The sequence below is a fragment of the Amycolatopsis vastitatis genome (assembly GCF_002234595.1).
GTDB classification, from domain to species: domain Bacteria; phylum Actinomycetota; class Actinomycetes; order Mycobacteriales; family Pseudonocardiaceae; genus Amycolatopsis; species Amycolatopsis vastitatis.
Map to the genome: position 1 here is coordinate 1 of NZ_NMUL01000021.1, position 20,209 is coordinate 20,209.

Consider the following 20,209-nt stretch of genomic DNA (forward strand, 5'->3'; position numbering starts at 1 on the left):
CGTCCGCGGCCTGCTGTTCGAGCCACTCTCCCGCGACGACGTCAAGACCCTCGCCGGCCTGCTGGCGCCGGTGCGAGACCACATGCGCTCGACGCCACCCCGCTCGGCGGCGCCCCGCCGCGGCGCGAAGGGACGATGAGGACCGCATAGGCCTGAAACCCACCGAGAGGACATCCCTTGACCACCATCGCCATCGTCGGAGCGGGACGCGGCCTCGGCGCGTCGGTCGCGCGCCGCTTCGGCACCGCCGGGTTCGCGATCGCCCTGATCTCCCGGAGCCAGGAACGCGTCGGCCGGCTCGCCGCCGAACTCACCGCGGACGGTTTCGCCGCACGCGGCTACGCCGCCGACGTCCGTGACGGTGCAGCCCTGGCCGCCGCACTCGACCGCGCCGGCCAGGAGCTGGGCACGATCGAGGTGCTCGAGTACAGCCCGCTACCGCAGAAGGAGTTCCTGCGGCCGTTGCTGGAGACGACAGCCGCGGACCTCGCCGGCGCGCTGGAGTTCTCCGTGTACGGGCCGGTGACGGCGGTCCACCAGGTGCTGCCGGGCATGCGTGCCCTGGGCCGGGGCACGGTGCTCTTCGTCAACGGCGGCAGCGGCGCGCGCCCCAACCCCAAGGTGGCGGGCACCTCGATCGCCTTCGCCGGGGAGGGAGCGTTTGCGGCGATGTTGCACGAGGCGCTCGCGTCCGAGAACATCCACGTCGGCCAGCTCATCGTCCCCGGCGCGATCACGCGTGGCCACGCCGGGAAGGACCCCGACGTCCTGGCCTCGCGGCTCTGGGAGATGCACACGGAACGCGGCGGTTTCCGGGTCTTCGCCGAAGAGATGGGCTGAGCCCATGGCACGAATCCTGGTCACCGGCGCCACCCAGGGCCTGGGACGCATCACCGCCGAAGAGCTTCTCGCGGGCGGCCACCACGTCGTCGCCCACGGGCGGGGCACCGGGCGGCTGGACGACCTGGCCGCCCGCGGCGCCGACGTGGTCATCGGTGATCTCGCCGACCTCGAGCAGACACGGGACATCGCCGAGCAGGTCAACGACCTCGGCCTACTGGACGCCGTGATCCACAACGCCGGTGTCATGACCGGCCCGACGATCCTCGCCGTCAACGTGGTCGCGCCCTACCTGCTCACCGCCCTCATCGACCCGCCCGCACGCCTGGTCTACCTCAGCAGCGGCATGCACCGCGGGGGCCGGGCCGAGCTGACCGGCCTCGACTGGTCAGGGACCCGCCCCACAGCGTCCTATTCGGACAGCAAGCTGATGGTGACCGCGCTCGCCGCCGCCGTCGCCCGCCGGTGGCCGCGGGTGCGCAGCAACGCCGTCGACCCCGGCTGGGTCCCGACCCGGATGGGTGGCGCGGGCGCCCCCGACGATCTGCGCGAAGGGGCGCTGACGCAGGTGTGGCTCGCCACCAGCGACGATCCGGAAGCGCTCAGAAGCGGCGGCTACTGGCACCACCGGCGGCACGACGACCGGCATCCGGCGGCCGCCGACGAGGACTTCCAGGACCGGCTCCTCGACGCCCTCGCCGAGCACACCGGCGTCCGGCTCACCTGAACGTCGCACCGTCGTCCGGCTCCCGACAGGCGGACCTCTTCGTTCTCGGCCACGGCCGGGTCGTCGGCAGTGCCCGCGCTCCCGGCCCGCACGGTCGCGAGGTGTCCTTCGAACTCTTGGCACAGCCGCTCGGCTACCTGCGGATCGGTGCAGGGTTCGGTGGCGAGCTGTGGCATCGCCGCTATGGCCTCTTCCGTGGCGGTGGTTTCGGCGAGGTTCTGCTCCTCGTCGACCGAGGCCTCCGGGGCAGCTTCGCCCAGCGGACCGCGGCCGGCTGTTATCGGGCGAGGAATTCGAGGGCCTTGGCGACGAACCGGTCGTGGAACTGGAAGATGCCGCCGTGGCCGGCGTCGGGGTAGATCACCAGTTCGCTGTCCGGCAGCCGCCGGGCCAGGTCGTGCGTGTTCTTCGTCGGCACCATCCGGTCGTGGTCCCCGTTGGCGACCAGCACGGGCTGGTGGATGACGGAGAGGTCGGACGGCTTTTCCAGGCCCCAGCGGTGGATGGCCTTGAGCTGGGCGACGTAGGCCCTCGGCGCGATCGACTTGTCGCGGTTGTTCTTGCGTTCCTTCAACCGGGCCAGGAACTCCTTGCCCGCCCGCTTCCCGTTCGCCGTCCGGGTGAAGAACAGGAACTGTTTCGGGTCCTGCAGCGTCAGCAGCGCCCGGACGGTGTCGAGGTTCGAAATCCTGGTGACGTTCTTGATGCCCTCTCCCCCGGCGGGGCCGGTGCCGGCGATGATCAGCTTGCGGACCAGGTCCGGTTCGGTCTGGGCGATCACCTGGGCGATCATGCCGCCCATCGAGAAGCCGAGGAGGTCGACCTTCGTCAGGCCGAGGGCACGGATGAAGGTGACGGCGTCGGCCGCCATCGCCTGGATCGACTTCGGGGTGGTGCCGGTGGACGCGCCGACGCCGCGGTTGTCGAAGGCGATGACCCGGTGGTGCGCGGCGATGCCGTCGACGACGCGCGGGTCCCAGTTGTCCAGGACCGCGGCCAGGTGGGTCAGGAAGACGACCGGGACCCCGGTCTTGGGGCCGAGCTCGCGGTAGGCGAAGTCGACGCCGCCGGCGGAGACGGTGCGGGTCGGCGCGTCCTGATAGGACGATGTGACGTCTTGCTTGCTGTTCATGGTTTTGTCCTTGGTGTTCAGTGGCCGAGGAAGAGGTTCACCTGGGCGGCGAACTCGTCGATGTGCTGGAACAGGAAGGCGTGCCCGGCGTCGCTGTAGAGGACCAGGGTGGAGTCGGGGACCTGCTCGACCGCCTTGTAGGAACCGATGGCCGGGATCATCACGTCGTGGATCCCGTTGGCGTACAGGACGGGCCGGCCGATCGCCTGCAGCTGGGCCTTGAGCTGGTCCCATTCCACGGCCAGCAACCGCGCCACGGCGGCGAGCTGTCCCTGGGCGGCTTCCTCGGTGACCGCGGGACCGCCTGCCTCCAGGCGCTTGGCGACCTTCCCGAGGTGGTCGAGGCCGGCGGCGCGGGCCGGGCCGGTTTCCGGGTAGAAGAGGTAGAGCAGGTCTTCGGCGTCCGCGTTCGGCTTGGCCATGATGGACAGCACGCGCTCCCCCATCTCCGGGGTACCGGGCGCGACACCCGGCCCGCTGCTGCCCGCGACGACGATCTTGCGCACCAGACCGGGCCGGCGGAGCGCGACCAGCTGCGCCACGATGCCGCCGAGCGACCAGCCGAGCAGGTCGACCTGCCCCAGCCCGAGGGCCTCGACGAACTCGATCGCGCCGTCGGCGAACCCTTCCGCGGTGTCGCGCGGCTCGCCGCCGGTGTACCCGATGCCGACGTTGTCGAACAGGATCACGTCGCGGTCCGCGGCGAGCCGGTCGACGAACTCCGGGTCCCACCAGTCGATGGTGCCGCGGAACCGCATCAGCAGGACCAGCGGCACGCCACCCCGCGGACCGGTGCGGCGATAGGTGAAGACCGCGGAAGGACCCGCGGCGGTGTGGTTCTCGAGGGTGTCAGCCGGGTACGTCGTCATGCTTCATATTATGACCATAATTCTATGAGCGGTGCAAGCACCCCTCCCCGAGCGGGCGATGCGGCCGACCCGGCGGTCAGCCCTCGGACGCGGCGTTCAGCACGGTCAGCGCGTTGCGGACACCCTGCTCCAGGATGTCGTCCGACAGCTGCCGGTCGGCCAGGGCGCGAGCGAGCTGCAGGGTCCCGACCATCAGGGCGTAGATACCGAGAGTCTTGGTGCGCGCCGACGGCGGGTCATGCGGCGCCAGACGGGCGGCGATGTCGTCGATCACAGCCAGCACACTGCCGGTGTAGGTCTCCTTCGTCGGATCCGCGCAGCGGCTGATCTCGTCCAGGAGCGCCGCGGACGGGCAGCCCTCTTCGGGGTTGTCGCGGTGTTCGGGCGAGAGGTACGTCCGCACCATCCGCTCGACGCCGTCGCGGCCGGCCGGGAACGAGGCGAGCCACTCGCGCTGGCCGCGCAGCTGCTCGGAGACCACGGTGGCGACCAGGTCCTCTTTGGACTCGAAGTGGGCGTAGAACGCACCGTTCGTCAGGCCCGCGTCCTTCATGAGCGTGGCGACCCCGGAACCGTCGATCCCGTCGCGCTTGAGCCGGCGCCCGGCCGTCTCGATGATCCGCTGCCGCGTCGCCTGCTTGTGCTCTTTCGCGTACCGGACCACACGCGCCTCCACTCGATGCCCTCATGTTAGTACGATCATAATCCAAGTTCGGCCACACCCTTGCATCCGAGCCCGCCCAGACATATTGTAGTATGATCATAATCTAAAGGTGGGTGGCTGAGATGAAGGCGTTCGTCGTCGATCGCTACGGCAAGAACGGCAACACACTGCGGGCCGGCGACGTGCCGGAGCCCGCCGTCGGCGAGCACGACGTGCTGGTCCAGGTGCACGCCGCCGGGGTCAACGCCCTGGACTCGAAGATCAGGGACGGGGAGTTCAAGCTCTTCCTCCCCTACCGTCCGCCGTTCGTCCTGGGCGACGACGTCGCCGGGGTCGTGGTCCGCGCCGGCGCCCGCGTGCGCGAGTTCAAGCCCGGCGACGAGGTCTACGCGCGCCCGGACAAGGACCGGATCGGCACCTTCGCCGAGTTCATCGCCGTCCACGAAGACGACCTGGCCCTGAAGCCGAAGCGCCTCACGATGGAAGAAGCCGCTTCCCTGCCGCTGGTCGGCTTGACCGCCTGGCAGGCACTGATCGAACTCGCCCACCTGCGAAAGGGACAGAAGGTCTTCATCCAGGCCGGTTCCGGTGGCGTGGGGACGTTCGCGATCCAGCTGGCGAAGCACCTCGGCGCGACCGTCGCCACGACCACGAGCACCGCCAACGTCGACCTGGTCGAGCGCCTCGGCGCGGACATCGTGATCGACTACCGCAAGGACGACTTCGAAGCCATCCTGCACGACTACGACGTGGTCCTGCACAGCCTCGACAGCGAGGCGCTCAAGAAGTCCCTGCGGATCCTGAAGCCCGGCGGCAAGCTCATCTCCCTCTCCGGCCCGCCCGACCCGGACTTCGCCAGGGAGATGGGAAAGCCGTGGATCCTGCGCCCGGCAACGCGCGTGCTGAGCCACGGAATCCGGACGGCGGCCAAACGCCGTCACGTGGACTACTCGTTCCTCTTCATGCGAGCCGGCGGGGCCCAGCTCCGCGAGATCACCTCCCTCGTCGACGCCGGGGTCATCGAGCCGGTCGTCGACCGCGTCTTCCCCTTCGACGCCACCAACGAGGCCATGGCCTACGTCGACAAAGGACGCGCCAAAGGCAAGGTCGTCGTCACGGTGCGCCGGAGCTAAGGGCCGTGCTCTCCGGCGATTGCCCGGTACACGGGCCGGAGCAGCTCGGCGACGTCTTCGCCGCCGACCGTGATCGCGAACGGCGGGGCCTGGTCCAGGAGCGCGTCGAACGACGTTCGCGGCGCGGGCAACGGTGCCGCGCCGCCCAGGCCCGGGGCCTGACCGCAGTCGAAGAAGGTGTCCATGACGTCGGTCAGGGCCGGAGACCTGTCGTCGGGATCGAGCGGCTCGGCGGAGATGAGCCGGTTCTTCAGCTCCTCGAGCAGAGTTTCACGGTTCCGGCCGCGCAGAGCGAGGACGGTGAACGGATCGTCGGCGACCCGCGCCACGAGCGCGGAGAACACGGCGTTCAGGTGGCCGCACGGCACCTCGGCGGCCGGGCAGGTGCAGTCCAGTGACACCTCCCGCGCCGACGACGGGAACAAGGGCAGCCGGACCGCCTTGAAGATCTCTTCGACGTCCCGGGGCAGCTCGCCGCCGAGCAGCAGGACCGTGGACGACGCTTTCGCGGCGAGGGCATGGGTGATCGCCGCCCAGTCCGTTTTCCCGAACGCCGTCAGCCCGATCCTCACCTGGTGAGGGCGGCCGTCCTGCACCGTCGCGTCGACGCGCCCGGCGCCGACCGCCAAGGACACGACACTCCCCTGGCCCTTCGCGGGCAGGAGGACGCCGATCGCCGTCAACGCCCGGACGAACCGGGCCGGCCACCAAGGGAGTGGCTCAGTCATCGATCGCTTCCTCTCCCAGGGTGAGCACCCCGCGCAGGGCGTCCGTGGACAGTTCGGTGAGCCAGCCGTCGCCCTCGCCGACGACCATGCCCGCGAGCGCGCGTTTCTTGGCGATCAGGCTGTCGATGCGTTCCTCGATGGTGCCCGGGCAGACGAACTTCCGGACCTGGACGGTGCGTCCCTGCCCGATCCGGAAGGCCCGGTCGGTGGCCTGGTTTTCCACGGCCGGGTTCCACCAGCGGTCCAGGTGCAGGACCTGGCTGGCGGCGGTCAGCGTGAGCCCGGAGCCGCCGGCCTTGAGCGAGAGCAGGAGGATCCGCGGCCCGTCGTCGGCCTGGAAGCGTTCCACGATCGCGTCTCGCGACCCTTTGGCCAGGCCACCGTGCAAAAACGCCACTTCGGCGCCGAGCCGCTCCGACAGATGGGGCACGAGCATGTGGCCGAATTCGGTGTACTGCGTGAAGCACAGGACGCGATCGCCCGACGCCAGGATTTCCGTCAGCACTTCTTCGAGGCGGACGACCTTGCCGGAGCGGCGCCCGATCGGGGAGCCGTCGTGCAGCAGGTGCGCGGGGTGGTTGCAGACCTGCTTGAGTTTCGTGATCGCGGCGAGGATGTTGCCGCGGCGCTTGATGCCCTGGCTGTTCTCGATCTTCTTCATCATTTCGTCGACGATCGCGCAGTACAGCGTGCCCTGTTCGCGGGTGAGCCGGTATTCCTGCCGGATTTCGATCTTTTCCGGGAGCTCGGGGACGATCGAGGGGTCCGTCTTCACCCGGCGCAGCAGGTACGGCTGGGTGAGCCGGCGCAGCGCGGCGGCCGTGGCGGTGTCGCCGCCGCGCTCGATCGGGGCCGCGAACCGTTGCCGGAACTCGAACCTGCTGCCGAGCAGCCCGGGGTTGAGCAGGTCCAGCACCGACCACAGGTCCGCCAGCCGGTTTTCCACCGGGGTGCCGGTCAGCGCGAGCCGGTGCCCGGCCGTGAACCGCCGCACCGCCTTGGCCGTCGCGGTGTCGGCGTTCTTGATGGCGTGCGCTTCGTCGAGCACCAGGCGCCGCCAGGTGAACGCCTCGAGCTCGTCGGCGTCACGGGCGGCGGTGGCGTAGGTCGTGACGACGAGGTCGGCCGCCGCGACCTGCCCGGCGAGCACGTCCCCGTGCGCGCGGGCGCTGCCGTGGTGGGCGTGGACACGCAGGCCCGGGGCGAAGTTCGCCGCCTCCCGCTGCCACATGCCGACCAGCGACATCGGGCACAGCACCAGCGTCGGACGGCGATCACCGTCCGCCCGCTCGACGGCCTCGAGCGCCAGCGTCTGGACGGTCTTGCCGAGGCCCATGTCGTCGGCCAGGCACGCACCGAGCCCCAGCGCCGCCATGAACGCCAGCCAGGCGACCCCCCGCTGCTGGTAGGGGCGCAGCGTGGCCCGGAACGACGGCGGCAGCTCGACCGTCCGCAGGGCCCGGTCGACCCGCCCGGCCAGGACGTCCCCGACCCAGCCGTCGGCGCTGACGTCGGTGACCGGGAGCGGCGTCTCCCGCGCGAGGTGGACGAGCTCCAGCAGTTCGGCCGCGGTGGGGCGGTCGCCGGACCGGTGCGGGTCGCGGCGCAGGAACTCGAGACCGGCGCGGAGCCGGTCGGCGTCGACGCTGATCCACCTCCCCCGCAGCCGCACCAGCGGCGTTTTCGCCGCGACGAGCATGGCCAGTTCCTCCGCGCCGATCTCGTCGTCGCCGACCGCGATCGACCAGCGGAACCCGCCCAGCTCGTCGCGGCCCACCCGGCTGCGGGCGACGACCTGCTCGGCGGGCGTACTGCGGACGGACAGGCGTAGCCCGAGCCGGCGCCTGCCGTCCCAGGTGGCCGGAAGCTGCACTTCGAACCCGGCCTCGACCAGCCGGGTCGCGCCCGAGGTGAGGAACCGTTCGGCTTCCTCGACGGTCAGGTCGTACTCGGACGGCTGGGTCCTGCGCAACGCCGGTGCCAGCATCGGTTCCACCAGCGCGGCCCGGCCCAGCTCGGCGACGAACAGCCCCTTCGGGTCCCGGACCAGCCCGTTCGCCCGGCCCGACCAGATCTGCCCCGCCGACAGCAGCAAGCTCGGATCGGCCGTCGCCCGCAGAAGGAACTGCAGCTGCCACTTGGTGCCGTTGCCGGTCAGGTCGTCGGGATCGTCCTCGGCCGGCTGACGCAGCGTGCCGACCTCGGCCAGCCGGAAACACGCCCGGCCGTCGACGATGTCGGTATCGGCGACCTCGTCCCACTTCGCGACGGCGTCGGCCAGGACACCGAGCTCACCCAGCGGCAGCTCGACGCGGGGAATGCCGCCCTGCAAAGCGGACAGCCACACCCCGGCCGCGGCCCGGCCCCCGCCCAGGTCGACGGGCGGGTCCGCCCGCGCCAGCCGGTCCCGGACCGCCGCGTCGACCAAGGCATGAAGGGCGTCGGTGACGAGCGCGCGCGGCGAGGCCCCGGTGAGCGGCGCGATCTGCTCGGCCCGCCCGACCGGCGGCATGGCCGCGACCAGCGCGTCGAACGCGACGAAATCCACGCCCTGGAGCACCGGTCGCCACCGCGCCTCCGCCGCATCGCCCTGGCGGACCAGCGTCGGCAGCACCCGTCCACGCCGCACCAGCTCCGCGGCCAGGCGGGCCACCGCCCGCAGGTAGGTCACCGAAGAGCCGTAGGTGGCCGAGTCGTCGAGGTCGTCCAGCTCGGTCGCGTCCACGACCAGCGCGGGCACCGACCACGGCCGCAGCGACGGCGCCGGGCCACGCCGCTTGCCGCCCGCCGCCGCCTCGGAGGAGGCGAGCGGCCGGTTCGCCCGCGACGGCAGCAGCAACGTCGCCGAGGTGGGCTTTCCGGGATGCAGCGCGGTCAGGTCCGCGCTGGAGACCGCGAACGGATGCGGAAGCGCGATGTGCGCCGAACGGCTCGACGTACCGGCCGGGCCTCGATCGTGCTCCGCCCAGAGCAGCAGACCCCGGCCGGGAGACCACAGAGCGTGCACCAAGGGCAAGGTCTGGGGCTCCTTCGTCCGGTCCGGGGGTTCCCCCCAGATCGTCGCACGGCAGGCGTCGGGGTCGCCGCCCGAGACCCGGCGAGCGCCCCCCGCGGCTCTTTACACAGCGGATGCGGCTGCTTACCCTTTCGCTCTGGAAGCGCTCCCAGACGCGAGGAGGCGGCGTGCGCACTTCGACGACGAAGGCGGCGGCCCGGGCGGTCGTGGCGCTGCTCGTGCTCGGCCTGACGCTGGCGGTTCCGGGGCTGTCCGCGGGCGCCGCACCCGCCGGAAAGTTCAACTACGCCGAGGCGCTGCAGAAAGCCGTCTGGTTCTACGACGCCCAGCGCTCCGGCGTGCTGCCCGCCGACAACCGTGTCTCCTGGCGGGGCCCGTCCGCCCTCGACGACGGCAAGGACGCCGGCCTGGATCTCACCGGTGGCTTCTACGACGCCGGTGACCACGTCAAGTTCGGGCTGCCGTTCGAGTTCAGCATGACCATGCTCGCCTGGGGCGCCCTTGAGAACCGCACCGCTTACCAGAATTCCGGCCAGTGGCAGTACCTGCTGTCGAACCTGCGCTGGGGTGACGACTGGCTGGTCAAGGCGCACCCGCAGCCCGACGTGCTCTACGGCCAGGTCGGCAAGGGCGACGACGACCACAAGTGGTGGGGCCCGGCCGAGACGATGGCCATGGCGCGGCCCGCCTACCGCATCGACGACTCCTGCCCCGGTTCGGACCTCGCCGGTGAAGCCGCCGCGCAGCTGGCCGCGAGTTCGATGGTGTTCCAGACCGGCGACCCCGCCTACTCGGCCACTCTGCTCACCCACGCCAAGCAGCTGTACTCGTTCGCCGACAAGCACCGGGGCGTCTACTCCGACTGCATCACCGACGCCCAGAGCTTCTACAAGTCCTGGAGCGGCTACCAGGACGAGCTGGTGTGGGGCGCGATCTGGCTCTACAAGGCCACCGGTGACACGAGCTACCTGACCAAGGCCCGCGCCGAGTACGAAAAGCTGTCCACCGAACCGCAGACCACCACCCGCTCCTACCGCTGGACGCTGGCCTGGGACGACAAGTCCTACGGCGCCTACGTCCTGCTCGCCCAGCTCACCCACGACCCCGAGTACGTCGCCGACGCCAACCGCTGGCTGGACTGGTGGACCACCGGCGTCAACGGCCAGCACGTGCCCTACTCCCCCGGCGGCCAGGCCGTGCTCGACCAGTGGGGCTCACTGCGCTACGCGGCGAACACCGCGTTCGTGGCGCTCACCTACGCGGACTGGTTGCGCGCCGACGATCCCGTCCGCGCCACCACCTACCACGACTTCGGTGTGCGCCAGATCAACTACGCGCTCGGCGACAACCCGCGCGGCGCGAGCTTCGAGGCCGGGTTCGGCGTCAACCCGCCCCGCAACCCGCACCACCGCACCGCGCACGGCTCCTGGGCCGACAACATCAACGAACCGGCGCAGAGCCGGCACGTCCTGTACGGCGCGCTCGTCGGCGGTCCCACTTCGGCCAACGACGCGTACACCGACGACCGCACCAACTACACGATGAACGAGGTGGCACTCGACTACAACGCCGGCTTCACCAGCGCGCTGGCCCGCCTCTACGGCGAGTACGGCGGCACCCCGCTCGCCGCCTTCCCCCCGAAGGAAACCCCGGACGGCCCGGAGATCCTCGCGCAGGGCGCGCTCAACCAGCCAGACGGCGGCACGTTCACCGAGGTGAAGGCGTATGTGATCAACAAGTCGGCGTGGCCGGCGCGCACGTTCACCGGCTCGCTGCGCTACTACTTCACGCTCGACGGCGGCACCACGCCCGGCCAGATCTCGGTCAGCTCGGCGTACAACCAGTGCGACGCGCCGGCCGTGCACCAGTTCTCCGGCCCGACCTACTACGTCGAGGTCCGGTGTTCCGGCGGCGTCGCCCCTGGCGGCCAGTCCCGCTACCGCAAGGAGGTGCAGCTCCGGATCACCAGCACCGGAACCTGGGACCCCGGCAACGACTGGTCGCACACCGGCCTCGCGCCGAGCGGGACCGCGCCCGTGGACGCCCCGCGGCTGGTGCTCGCGCAGGGCTCCGCGGTGGTGTGGGGCAGCCAGCCAGTACCGTCCACAGGGGACACCACCCCGCCGACGGCACCCACCGGGGTCACCGCCACCGCCGGCAGCACCACCGTCGGTCTCACCTGGACCGCCGCCACCGACGACGTCGGCGTCGCCGGGTACGACGTGCTGAACGCGGCCGGCGCGACCATCGGCAGCACCACGGGCACCAGCTACCAGGTCACCGGCCTCACCCCCGGCACCGCGTACACGTTCTCGGTGCGCGCCCGGGACGCCGCCGGCAACCAGTCCCCGGCCGGCAGCCCGGTGTCGGTCACCACCACTACCGGCGGCGGCAACCCGGGCACACTCGCCGTGCAGCAGCGCCTCGGCAGCGGCGCCACCGAAACCCAGATCCGCACCAGCCTCCAGATCGTCAACCGGGGCAGCACGCCGGTCGCGCTGAACAGCGTCACCGCGCGCTACTGGTTCACCGGTGACGCCACGAACCCGGGCTACCAGATCTGGTGCGACTACGCGGTTCTCGGCTGCGGCAACGTCACCCTGCGCGTGGTGAAGCTCAGTACGCCTCGCCCGGGGGCCGACGCCTACGTCGAGGTCGCCTTCGGCGGCGGCACCCTCGCCGCGGGCGCGAACACCGGCGAAGTCCAGATCCGGGTGGCCAAGGCCGACTGGTCCCCGTTCAACCAGGCCGACGACTACAGCTACCGCACGGCGGCGTCGTTCACCGATCTCGCCACCGCCACCGCCTACCGGTCCGGAGCCCTCGCCTGGGGTACCGAACCTTGATCAGCGCCGGCGGAGATGAAAGTTTCATGGCCCGGCCCACCGTTTGTGTTAGCGTTCACATCTCTGTCACCGTCCGGCTCGCCGTCAATGCTGATGGGGGTTCCGTTGTCGCACGCACCTTCTTCCGCCGTCACACCGCCACGCCGCCTCAGTCCTCTGTGGACGGTCTGCGTGCTGGTCGCCGCCCTCTTCTCCCTCGCGACGCCGTCGAGCGCCGCCCCGGCGGCGGCGGCGCCGATCACCAAGCCGCCGATGGGGTGGAACTCCTGGAACTCCTTCGCCGGGGCGATCGACCACACCGCCATCGAGCAGCAGGCGGACGCGATCGTGTCCTCCGGCATGAAGGACGCGGGCTACGAGTACGTCAACATCGACGACGGCTGGTGGACGGGCGCCCGGGACGCGGGCGGCAACATCACCGTCGACACCGCCAAGTGGCCCGGCGGGATGTCCGCCATCACCGCCTACATCCACAGCAAGGGCCTGAAAGCGGGCATCTACACCGACGCCGGCCGCAACGGCTGCGGGTACTACTACCCGACCGGGCACCCCGCCTACCCCGGCACCGGCGCCGAAGGCCACTACGACCAGGACTTCCTCCAGTTCTCCCGCTGGGGCTTCGACTACGTGAAGGTCGACTGGTGCGGCGGCCAGGCCGAGAAGCTCGACGCGCGTGCCTCCTACACCGCGATCAGCGACGCCATCACGCGCGCCACCGCCCAGACCGGGCGCCCGATGGTGTTCTCCGTCTGCGAATGGGGCAGCAACCAGCCGTGGAACTGGGCGCCGGGGATCGCCAACCTCTGGCGGACCAGCGGCGACATCATCTACTGGGGCGAGAAGCCCTCGATGTCACGCATGCTGGCCAACTTCGACGCCGCCCAGCACGCGAACGCCCAGAGCCCCGGCCACTACAACGACCCCGACATGCTCATCGCCGGGCTGTCCGGCTTCTCCGACGCGCAGAACCGCACCCACCTGAGCCTGTGGGCGATCTCGGGTGCCCCGCTGATCGCGGGCAACAAGCCCAGCTCCATGACCGCCGCCACCCGCGCCGCGCTGACCAACCGCGAGATGATCGCCATCGACCAGGACCCGCTCGGGCGGCAAGGGACGAAGGTCGCCGAGGACGCTTCGGGACTCCAGGTGCACCAGAAGGTGTTGTCCGGCACCGGCCGCCGGGCCGTCGTGCTGCTCAACCGCACCGGCTCGGCCGCGACCATCACCGCCCGGTGGTCGTCGCTCGGCCTGACCGGCTCCGCCGCCGTGCGCGACGTGTGGGCCGGCGCCGACCGCGGGACCTTCGCCTCGAGCTACGCCACGTCGGTCCCGGCCGGGGAGGCGGTCCTGCTCACGGTCACCGGAGGCGACGGCACGCCGCCGTCCGGCGGGGCGATCACCGGCAAGCAGTCCGGCCGCTGCCTCGACGTGCCGAACGGGACCTCGGCGAACGGCACCCAGCTGCAGCTGCAGGACTGCCAGGGCACGCCCGGCCAGACCTGGACCCGCACGGCGAGCCGCCAGCTGACGGTCTACGGCACCAAGTGCCTCGACGCGTCCAACCAGGGCACGGCGAACGGGACACCGGTGGTCATCTGGGACTGCAACGGCCAGGCCAACCAGCAGTGGACGGTCAACGCGAACGGCTCGATCTCGGGTCTCCAGTCGAACCTCTGCCTGGACGCGAGCGGCCAGGGAACCGCGAACGGCACCAAGGTGATCCTCTGGTCGTGCAACGGCCAGGCGAACCAGCAGTGGACGGTGCCCGCGGCGTGAGGCGCGGGTGCCCGGGCGGTCAGTGCTGGGCGAACTGCCGGTTCGTCGGCTGGACGACGTCGGCCTCGACCGGCAGCGGGTCGAGGACCAGCCGTTCGCCGTAGATGTCGGTGACCGCGACGGCCCCGCCGCACCCGGCGCCGTTCTCGGACAGGAAGTAGTTGTAGTCGGTGCGCTGCAGCTGCTTCCAGGCGCCGCCCGCGCGGACTTCCAGCCGGACCACCGGGTTGCGGTGGTCGATCACCTGGATGCCGCACCAGTACTGGGACGATCCGGTCTTGTAGCGGAGGGAGATCCGCTTCGCCGTGGGCGGGTTCACCAGCTTCCAGGTGACCGGGATCTCCCCGAGGTTGCGCGCCCCGAGGCGGTCGAACGCCTTCGGGTTCAGGTCCAGCTGCCCGACCCGGCACGGCGCCGGGCACAGGTTGGTGATCCGCACCGTCACGCTCGCGCCGCCGGCCGCCTGGACCTGGACGTAGGCCCCGCACGCCCGGGAGCCCTCGAAGTCGGCGACGTTCATCGCCGCGTTCAGCGGGTCCGGGCTCGCGTCGTACCCGCACGCGCCGGTGCCGTCCGTGTCGTAGAAGGTGGCCACCCCGGAGCGGGTGACCCCCGGCTTGATCTTCCCGGCGAGCGGCGCGTTGCCCGAGGAGGCCACCGGAGCGGCCGCGGACGTCGAAGGCGCGACGCCGGAAGAGGCGGTGGTCGTCGTCGCGGGGGCGGGCGAACTCGACGGCGTGCTCACGGGCGGGGCGGTGACGGCCGCCCCGGTCGCGGAGGCGCCGGCCGGCGCGTTCGCCGCTTCGGCGGCGTCCGTCCCGTTCGCCCGGGTGACGACCAAGGCGACGACCGCCGCGGTCACCACGGACAACGCCACCACCGACACGATGACCCGGCGTCTGGGCACCGCACCTCCCGAACCGCGACCTGGTTGAATGGTCCACAGTAGACAGGCTGTCGGAGGCGCGTCAACGACGGCCCGGCGGAGTTGTGTGAGCGTTAACATACCCACCGTGACATGCCAGTTCCGGAACGAGCCGACCGACCGGGCAGCACTGCCGTCCGCACTGTCCACAATGGACCTCTGCGGCACTGGACCAGACCACTGAAAGCACTGGTCCGGGCAACGAAAGGGCAGTATCGAGGGCCGTCCATACCCACCCGGGCCGCCGGATATTGACCCCACCGGAACGCGTACCTACGGTCCGGTCACCGTTTCCGGCGGAAGCGGGCGGATCCGCCCCGAAATCCGCCCGTTCCGAGGAGGTGCCATGCTGTCGAGGCGTACCTTCGTCACCGCGGGCCTGGTGGCCGCGGCGAGCACGCCGTTGTGGTCCGCCGCCACCGCGCCGCGCGCGCGAGCGGCCGCGGCCCTGCCGTTGACGCTGAAGAACAATTCGGGCAGCGGCACCGTCTACGCCTACATCAGCGGTTCGGACACCTCGGGCCGGCCCGGGTTCGTCACCGCCGACGGCCGGTTCCAGGCGCTGCCCAACCCGTCTTCGCCGGTGACGCCGATCCCCGACTACGCCATCCCGCTCGGCGGCTCGGGCTCCCAGCGGACCGTGACGCTGACCGACTACCTCATCGGCGGCCGGGTGTGGTTCTCGGTGGACAAGAAGATCCAGTTCTTCGTCAACCCCGGGCCGGGGCTCGTGCAGCCCGGCTTCACCAGCTCGGACCCGAACTGGCAGACGAACTGGACGTTCTGCGAGTTCACCTACAACAGCGCGAACCTCTACGCGAACATCAGCTACGTCGACATGGTGGCGCTGCCGGTGTCGATGGCCACCACGGGCGCGGCGGGCTCGCAGTCGGTCAGCCCGCTGCCGGACGGCGCCCTCGGGAACATCGCGGACGGGCTGCGCGCGCAGCACAACGCCGACGGTGCGCCGTGGGACCGGCTGGTCGTCACCGACTCGTCCGGCAAGGTGGTGCGGGTGCTCGCGCCGGGCCACTCCCCCGTCGACTTCGGCGGCTACTGGACGAACTACCTCAACGCCGTCTGGGACCACTACCGCTCGACGCCGCTGACGATCAACGGGCAGGGCGCGATCGGCTCCTACACCGGCACGGTCAGCGGGGACGCGATCGTGTTCGCCGGCCTGAACACCAACGGCGTGCCGTTCACCAAGCCGAGCGCGGTGGACATCTTCGGCTGCGCGAGCGGACCGCTGTACAACTCCGGCGGCGACGCGCGCGGCGCGATCGCCGCCCGGCTGGCCGCCGCGCTGAACCGCAGCAGCCTGCTGGTGGCGGGCGGGAACAACCAGCCCGACGGCGTCGCCCCCGCCCAGTACTACAAGGACGCCACCACCAACCACTACGCCCGCCTGGTCCACCAGTACGCGTCGATCGGCTACGCCTTCCCGTACGACGACGTGGGCCCGACCGGTGCCCAGCCCGTCGACGGCCACCTCCAGGACCCGGCCCCGACGTCCTGGACGGTCTCGCTGGGCCCGGGCGCGGGCGGTGGCACGCCGCCACCCGGTTCCGGCGGCACGAGCGCGTTCTCGACGATCCAGGCGGAGGCCTACAACGACCAGAGCGGCACCCAGAACGAGTCGTGCGGCGACACGGGCGGCGGGGTGGACGTCGGCTGGATCGCGAACGGCGACTGGCTGAAGTACGCCCGCGTCGACTTCGGGACGGGCTCACCGAACCAGTTCGTCGCCCGCCTCGCCTCCGGCGCGCCCGCCGGGGTCAGCGGCGCGATCAAGGCGCGCCTGGACAGCGTGTCGGGCCCGGTCGTCGCCGAGATCGACTTCGCGAACAACGGTGGCTGGCAGCAGTGGCAGACGGTGCCGGCCAACATCGTCGCCCCGGCCACCGGCGTGCACGACCTCTACCTGACGTTCTCCGGAAGCTCGTCGGACTTCGTGAACATCAACTGGTTCACCTTCACCCGCTAGCCGGGCGGTCCGCGGGCCTCGCCGGCCGGGCGCGGCATGATGGCGGCCATGCCGCACCGCGTCCTGCTCGCCGACGACGACCGCGCGATCCGTGAGTCGCTGGTCAGAGCCCTCGACCTCGAGGGCTACCACGTCACCGAGGTGGCCGACGGCGTCGGCGCGCTGGCCACGGCCCGGCGCGACCAGTTCGACGTGCTGATCCTCGACGTCATGATGCCCGGCGTCGACGGCCTCGGCGTGTGCCGGGTGCTGCGCGCCGAAGGCGACCCCACGCCGATCCTCATGCTCACCGCCCGGGTCGAGACCCCCGACCGGGTGGCCGGGCTGGACGCCGGGGCCGACGACTACCTGCCCAAGCCGTTCGAACTCGACGAGCTCCTCGCTCGGCTGCGGGCCCTGCTGCGCCGCACCTCACCCGACCCCGAGGCGCGGCGCACGGTCCGCCTCGGGGAGCTCGCGGTCGACCCGGCGGCGCGGCGGGTGTGGTGGCAGGGCACCGAGATCACGCTGTCGAAGACCGAGTTCGACCTGCTGGAACTGCTCGTGCGCAACGCCGGGATCGTGCTCGACCGGGCCACGATCCACCAGCGGATCTGGGGCTACGAGTTCGCCGCGGACTCCAAGAACCTCGCCGTCTACATCGGCTACCTGCGCCGCAAGCTGGAGCAGGCCGGAGCGACCGGTCTGATCCACACCGTACGCGGCGTGGGCTACTCCGTGCGGCCCTCTGTGCGGCAGGCGCGGCCGTCGTGAACCTGCGCAGCAAGCTCGCGATCGCCTTCGCCGCCGTCGGTGCGGCGGTGGCGATCCTCGTCGGCGTCTTCAGCTACCAGGCCGCTTCCCAGCGCATCGACGCCGAACTCGACCGGTCGCTGCTCACGACCTCGGCGGAAGTCGCGGCCGGGGCGACGCAGGTGCTCGCGCCGAGCCCGGTCACCCGTGGCCCCGATGACGACGACCACGACGAGGCCCAGCCCATGGTGGCCCAGGCGATCGCCCCGGACGGCAGCACCCGGCCGCTCGGCGGCCGCCCGGTGCGCCTCCCCGTCGACGGCGCCGACCGGGCGCTGGCCGCGACCGGCGCGCTCGCCGACCACCGCTACACGAACTTCACCGCCGGGCGCGACGACTACCGGGTCATCACCGTGGCTCTCGGGCCCGGGCGCGGCGCCGTCCAGCTCGGCATCGACGTCGACGAATCCCGGCACGTCCTGAAGGGACTGGCCGCCCGCATCACCGGCGTCAGCGCGCTCGTGCTGGCCGTCGCGGCCCTGGCCGGCTGGCTGCTGGCCCGGCAGATCACCCGGCGGCTGGTCCGGCTCACCGAAGTGACCGAGCAGGTCAGCGACGGCCGCCTCGACGACGTCACCGTGCCCACCGGCGGCCGCGACGAGGCCGGGCGGCTCGCGACGTCGTTCGACCGGATGCTGGGCAGGCTCGCCGACGCCCGCGCGGACCAGGAGCGGCTCGTCCAGGACGCCGCCCACGAGCTGCGGACACCCCTGACCAGCCTCCGCACCAACGCCAGCGTCCTGCGCCGGTTCGCCGAGCTCAGCCCGGAGTCCCGGGCCCGCCTGCTCGACGACGTCGACGGGGAGACCCGCGAGCTGACCCACCTGGTCGACGAGCTCGTCGAACTGGCCACCCGCCGCTACGAGGCCGAGGAGCCGGCGCCGCTGGAGCTGGGCGAGATCGTCGAACGCGCCGCCGAGCGCGTCCGGCGGCGGTCGGGGCGCGCCATCACCGTCGAGACCGGCGCGTCCGCGCTGACCGGCCAGGCGAAGGCGCTCGAGCGCGCGGTGACGAACCTGCTCGAAAACGCCGTCAAGTTCGCGCCCGACGGCCCGATCGAAGCCGTCGTGCGCGACGGCCGCGTGGAGGTCCTCGACCGCGGCCCCGGCCTCGGCGCCGACGCGCCCCGGGTGTTCGACCGCTTCCACCGCGCCGACGGCGCCCGCGGCCTGCCGGGTTCCGGGCTCGGGCTGGCCATCGTGCGGGAAATCGCGCTCGCCCACGGCGGATCCGTGTTCGCCGGGCCGCGCCCGGGCGGCGGCGCCGTGATCGGGTTCACCGTCGGTGCCGATCTTCTCTTACCGAACTCTCACCCTGGTCACGTCGACGGCTAACCGGGTTCCGGAAGGGTGGATTCCACAGCGATCACCCCGAGGAGCCCGATGTCCGCCCCCGTCGCCACCCGCCGCGTCGCCGCGCCCGCGGTCCGCGCTTGGTGGTGCGACGCCGCCGGGCTGACGGCCTGGCTGAGCGTGCTGTTCGTCGTCGCGCTCTGGGTGTCCGGCCGCGGCCTGCAGGACCTCGGCTCCGACTTCTTCACCTCGGCCGGGCGGCTCACCGGGCTGCTGTCGGCCGACCTCCTGCTGCTGCAGGTGCTGCTCATGGCGCGGATCCCCTGGGTCGAACGCAGTTACGGCCAGGACGAGCTGGCCCGGCGGCACCGGATCACCGGCTTCACGTCGATCGCGCTGCTGGCCGCGCACCTGGTGCTCATCACCCTCGGCTACGCGGCGGCCGACCGCTCCGGCGTCCTGGCCGAGGCCTGGGCACTGGTGACGACCTACCCGGGCATGCTCCTGGCGGCCGCCGGGACGGCCGCGCTGGGCATGGTCGCCGTGACGTCGGTCCGCGCGGCCCGGCGGCGGCTGCGCTACGAGTCCTGGCACCTGCTGCACCTCTACGCCTACCTCGGCGCCGGTCTCGCCCTGCCGCACCAGCTGTGGACGGGCGCCGACTTCACGGCCTCACCGGTCGCGACCGCGTTCTGGTGGACCGCCTACGCCGCCGCGGCCGGCGCCGTGCTCGTGTTCCGCGTCGGACGGCCGGTGTGGCTCAACGCGCGGCACCGGCTCGTCGTCGAGCAGGTCGTGCCCGAAACCCCGGGGGTGGTTTCGGTGTACCTGCGCGGCCGGGACCTCGACCGGCTTCCGGTGGCGGCGGGCCAGTTCTTCGTGTGGCGGTTCGCCGCCGGGCCCGGCTGGACGCGCGGCAAGCCGTTCTCGGTCTCGGCCGCCCCGGACGGGCACCGGCTGCGGATCACGGCCAAGGACCTCGGACCGGGCAGCCGGCGCCTCGCCACCCTGCGGCCCGGCACCCCCGCGTTCTTCGAAGGCCCGTACGGCCGGTTGACCGCGACTGTCCGCAAAGGACAGAAGGTCGCGATGTTCGCGTCGGGGATCGGGATCACGCCGCTGCGCGCGCTGCTCGACGAACTCCCCTACCGTCCCGGTGAGGCGGTGCTGTTCCACCGCGCCGGCCGATCGGCCGACCTGGTGTTCCGCCACGAACTCGAAGAGCTCGCCGCCCGCCGCGGCGTCCGGATCCACTACCTGCTCGGCCGCCGCTCGCGCGATCGCACGTCCTGGCTGCCCGCCGGGTACGCCCCGGTGCCCGACGAGCAGGTGCTGCGCCACCTGGTGCCCGACATCGCCGGCCACGACGTCTACGTCTGCGGCCCGGACGCCTGGACCGCGGCCGTGCTCGACAGCGCGCACCGCGCCGGCGTCCCCGCCGACCGCGTCCACTTCGAACGGTTCGCCTGGTAGGAAAGGACT

Annotated in this window: 15 protein-coding genes; 9 read left to right on the forward strand and 6 right to left on the reverse strand. The window is 71.7% G+C overall.

Going from position 1 to position 20,209, the window contains the following annotated elements; all coding sequences use genetic code 11:
• Window positions 1-177 precede the first annotated feature (177 nt).
• Both CF165_RS20565 and CF165_RS20570 read left to right on the forward strand, forming a co-directional pair.
• On the forward strand, window positions 178-840 hold the full coding sequence (locus tag CF165_RS20565) for an SDR family NAD(P)-dependent oxidoreductase (RefSeq protein ID WP_093949159.1): 663 nt from the start codon (window positions 178-180) through the stop codon (window positions 838-840).
• A gap of 4 nt (window positions 841-844) precedes the next feature.
• Window positions 845-1,567: an SDR family NAD(P)-dependent oxidoreductase gene (locus tag CF165_RS20570; RefSeq protein ID WP_093949160.1), complete on the forward strand. Its 723-nt coding sequence runs from the start codon at window positions 845-847 to the stop codon at window positions 1,565-1,567.
• 277 nt (window positions 1,568-1,844) lie between these two features.
• Here the strand turns inward: CF165_RS20570 and CF165_RS20575 are convergent, their stop codons facing one another.
• The 3 genes from CF165_RS20575 to CF165_RS20585 all read right to left on the reverse strand — a co-directional run bounded on the left by CF165_RS20575 (window position 1,845) and on the right by CF165_RS20585 (window position 4,244).
• Complete coding sequence (locus CF165_RS20575; protein ID WP_093949161.1) at window positions 1,845-2,699, reverse strand: alpha/beta fold hydrolase; 855 nt, start codon at window positions 2,697-2,699, stop codon at window positions 1,845-1,847.
• Window positions 2,700-2,716: 17 nt separating this feature from the next.
• Window positions 2,717-3,568, reverse strand: coding sequence for an alpha/beta fold hydrolase (locus tag CF165_RS20580; protein WP_093949162.1), 852 nt, complete (start codon window positions 3,566-3,568; stop codon window positions 2,717-2,719).
• 76 nt (window positions 3,569-3,644) lie between these two features.
• A complete protein-coding gene (locus CF165_RS20585; protein ID WP_240521686.1) occupies window positions 3,645-4,244 on the reverse strand; it encodes a TetR/AcrR family transcriptional regulator in 600 nt (199 codons plus the stop codon).
• Window positions 4,245-4,354: 110 nt separating this feature from the next.
• Between CF165_RS20585 and CF165_RS20590 the strand changes: the two genes are divergently transcribed.
• Complete coding sequence (locus CF165_RS20590; protein ID WP_093949164.1) at window positions 4,355-5,365, forward strand: NADP-dependent oxidoreductase; 1,011 nt, start codon at window positions 4,355-4,357, stop codon at window positions 5,363-5,365.
• Here the strand turns inward: CF165_RS20590 and CF165_RS20595 are convergent.
• Window positions 5,362-6,093, reverse strand: a complete 732-nt coding sequence (locus CF165_RS20595; RefSeq protein ID WP_093949165.1) for an SWIM zinc finger family protein — start codon at window positions 6,091-6,093, stop codon at window positions 5,362-5,364. The genes CF165_RS20590 and CF165_RS20595 overlap by 4 nt on opposite strands.
• Entirely contained in the window at window positions 6,086-9,109 is a 3,024-nt protein-coding gene (locus tag CF165_RS20600; RefSeq protein ID WP_093949166.1) for a DEAD/DEAH box helicase, read from the reverse strand. Before CF165_RS20600 ends, CF165_RS20595 begins: the two co-directional genes overlap by 8 nt.
• A 167-nt stretch (window positions 9,110-9,276) precedes the next feature.
• Between CF165_RS20600 and CF165_RS20605 the strand changes: the two genes are divergently transcribed.
• Together CF165_RS20605 and CF165_RS20610 are read left to right on the forward strand one after the other, a co-directional pair.
• On the forward strand, window positions 9,277-11,955 hold the full coding sequence (locus CF165_RS20605; RefSeq protein WP_093949167.1) for a glycoside hydrolase family 9 protein: 2,679 nt from the start codon (window positions 9,277-9,279) through the stop codon (window positions 11,953-11,955).
• A gap of 171 nt (window positions 11,956-12,126) precedes the next feature.
• A complete protein-coding gene (locus CF165_RS20610; RefSeq protein WP_205660919.1) occupies window positions 12,127-13,731 on the forward strand; it encodes a glycoside hydrolase family 27 protein in 1,605 nt (534 codons plus the stop codon).
• Between the two features lie 19 nt (window positions 13,732-13,750).
• On the opposite strand, the gene CF165_RS20615 is transcribed toward CF165_RS20610, so the two are convergent.
• Window positions 13,751-14,638: an expansin EXLX1 family cellulose-binding protein gene (locus CF165_RS20615; RefSeq protein WP_093949168.1), complete on the reverse strand. Its 888-nt coding sequence runs from the start codon at window positions 14,636-14,638 to the stop codon at window positions 13,751-13,753.
• Window positions 14,639-15,002: 364 nt separating this feature from the next.
• Between CF165_RS20615 and CF165_RS20620 the strand changes: the two genes are divergently transcribed.
• From CF165_RS20620 to CF165_RS20635, 4 genes are read left to right on the forward strand one after another with little or no spacing between them, the layout of a single operon-like run.
• On the forward strand, window positions 15,003-16,643 hold the full coding sequence (locus CF165_RS20620; RefSeq protein WP_093949169.1) for a beta-1,3-glucanase family protein: 1,641 nt from the start codon (window positions 15,003-15,005) through the stop codon (window positions 16,641-16,643).
• Between the two features lie 39 nt (window positions 16,644-16,682).
• Entirely contained in the window at window positions 16,683-17,396 is a 714-nt protein-coding gene (locus tag CF165_RS20625) for a response regulator transcription factor (protein WP_093949425.1), read from the forward strand.
• Window positions 17,393-18,769, forward strand: a complete 1,377-nt coding sequence (locus tag CF165_RS20630) for a HAMP domain-containing sensor histidine kinase (protein ID WP_093949170.1) — start codon at window positions 17,393-17,395, stop codon at window positions 18,767-18,769. Before CF165_RS20625 ends, CF165_RS20630 begins: the two co-directional genes overlap by 4 nt.
• 48 nt (window positions 18,770-18,817) lie before the next feature.
• The gene (locus CF165_RS20635) at window positions 18,818-20,200 is read left to right on the forward strand and encodes a ferredoxin reductase family protein (RefSeq protein ID WP_093949171.1); all 1,383 of its coding nucleotides are present in this window, start codon (window positions 18,818-18,820) and stop codon (window positions 20,198-20,200) included.
• Window positions 20,201-20,209: the final 9 nt, after the last annotated feature.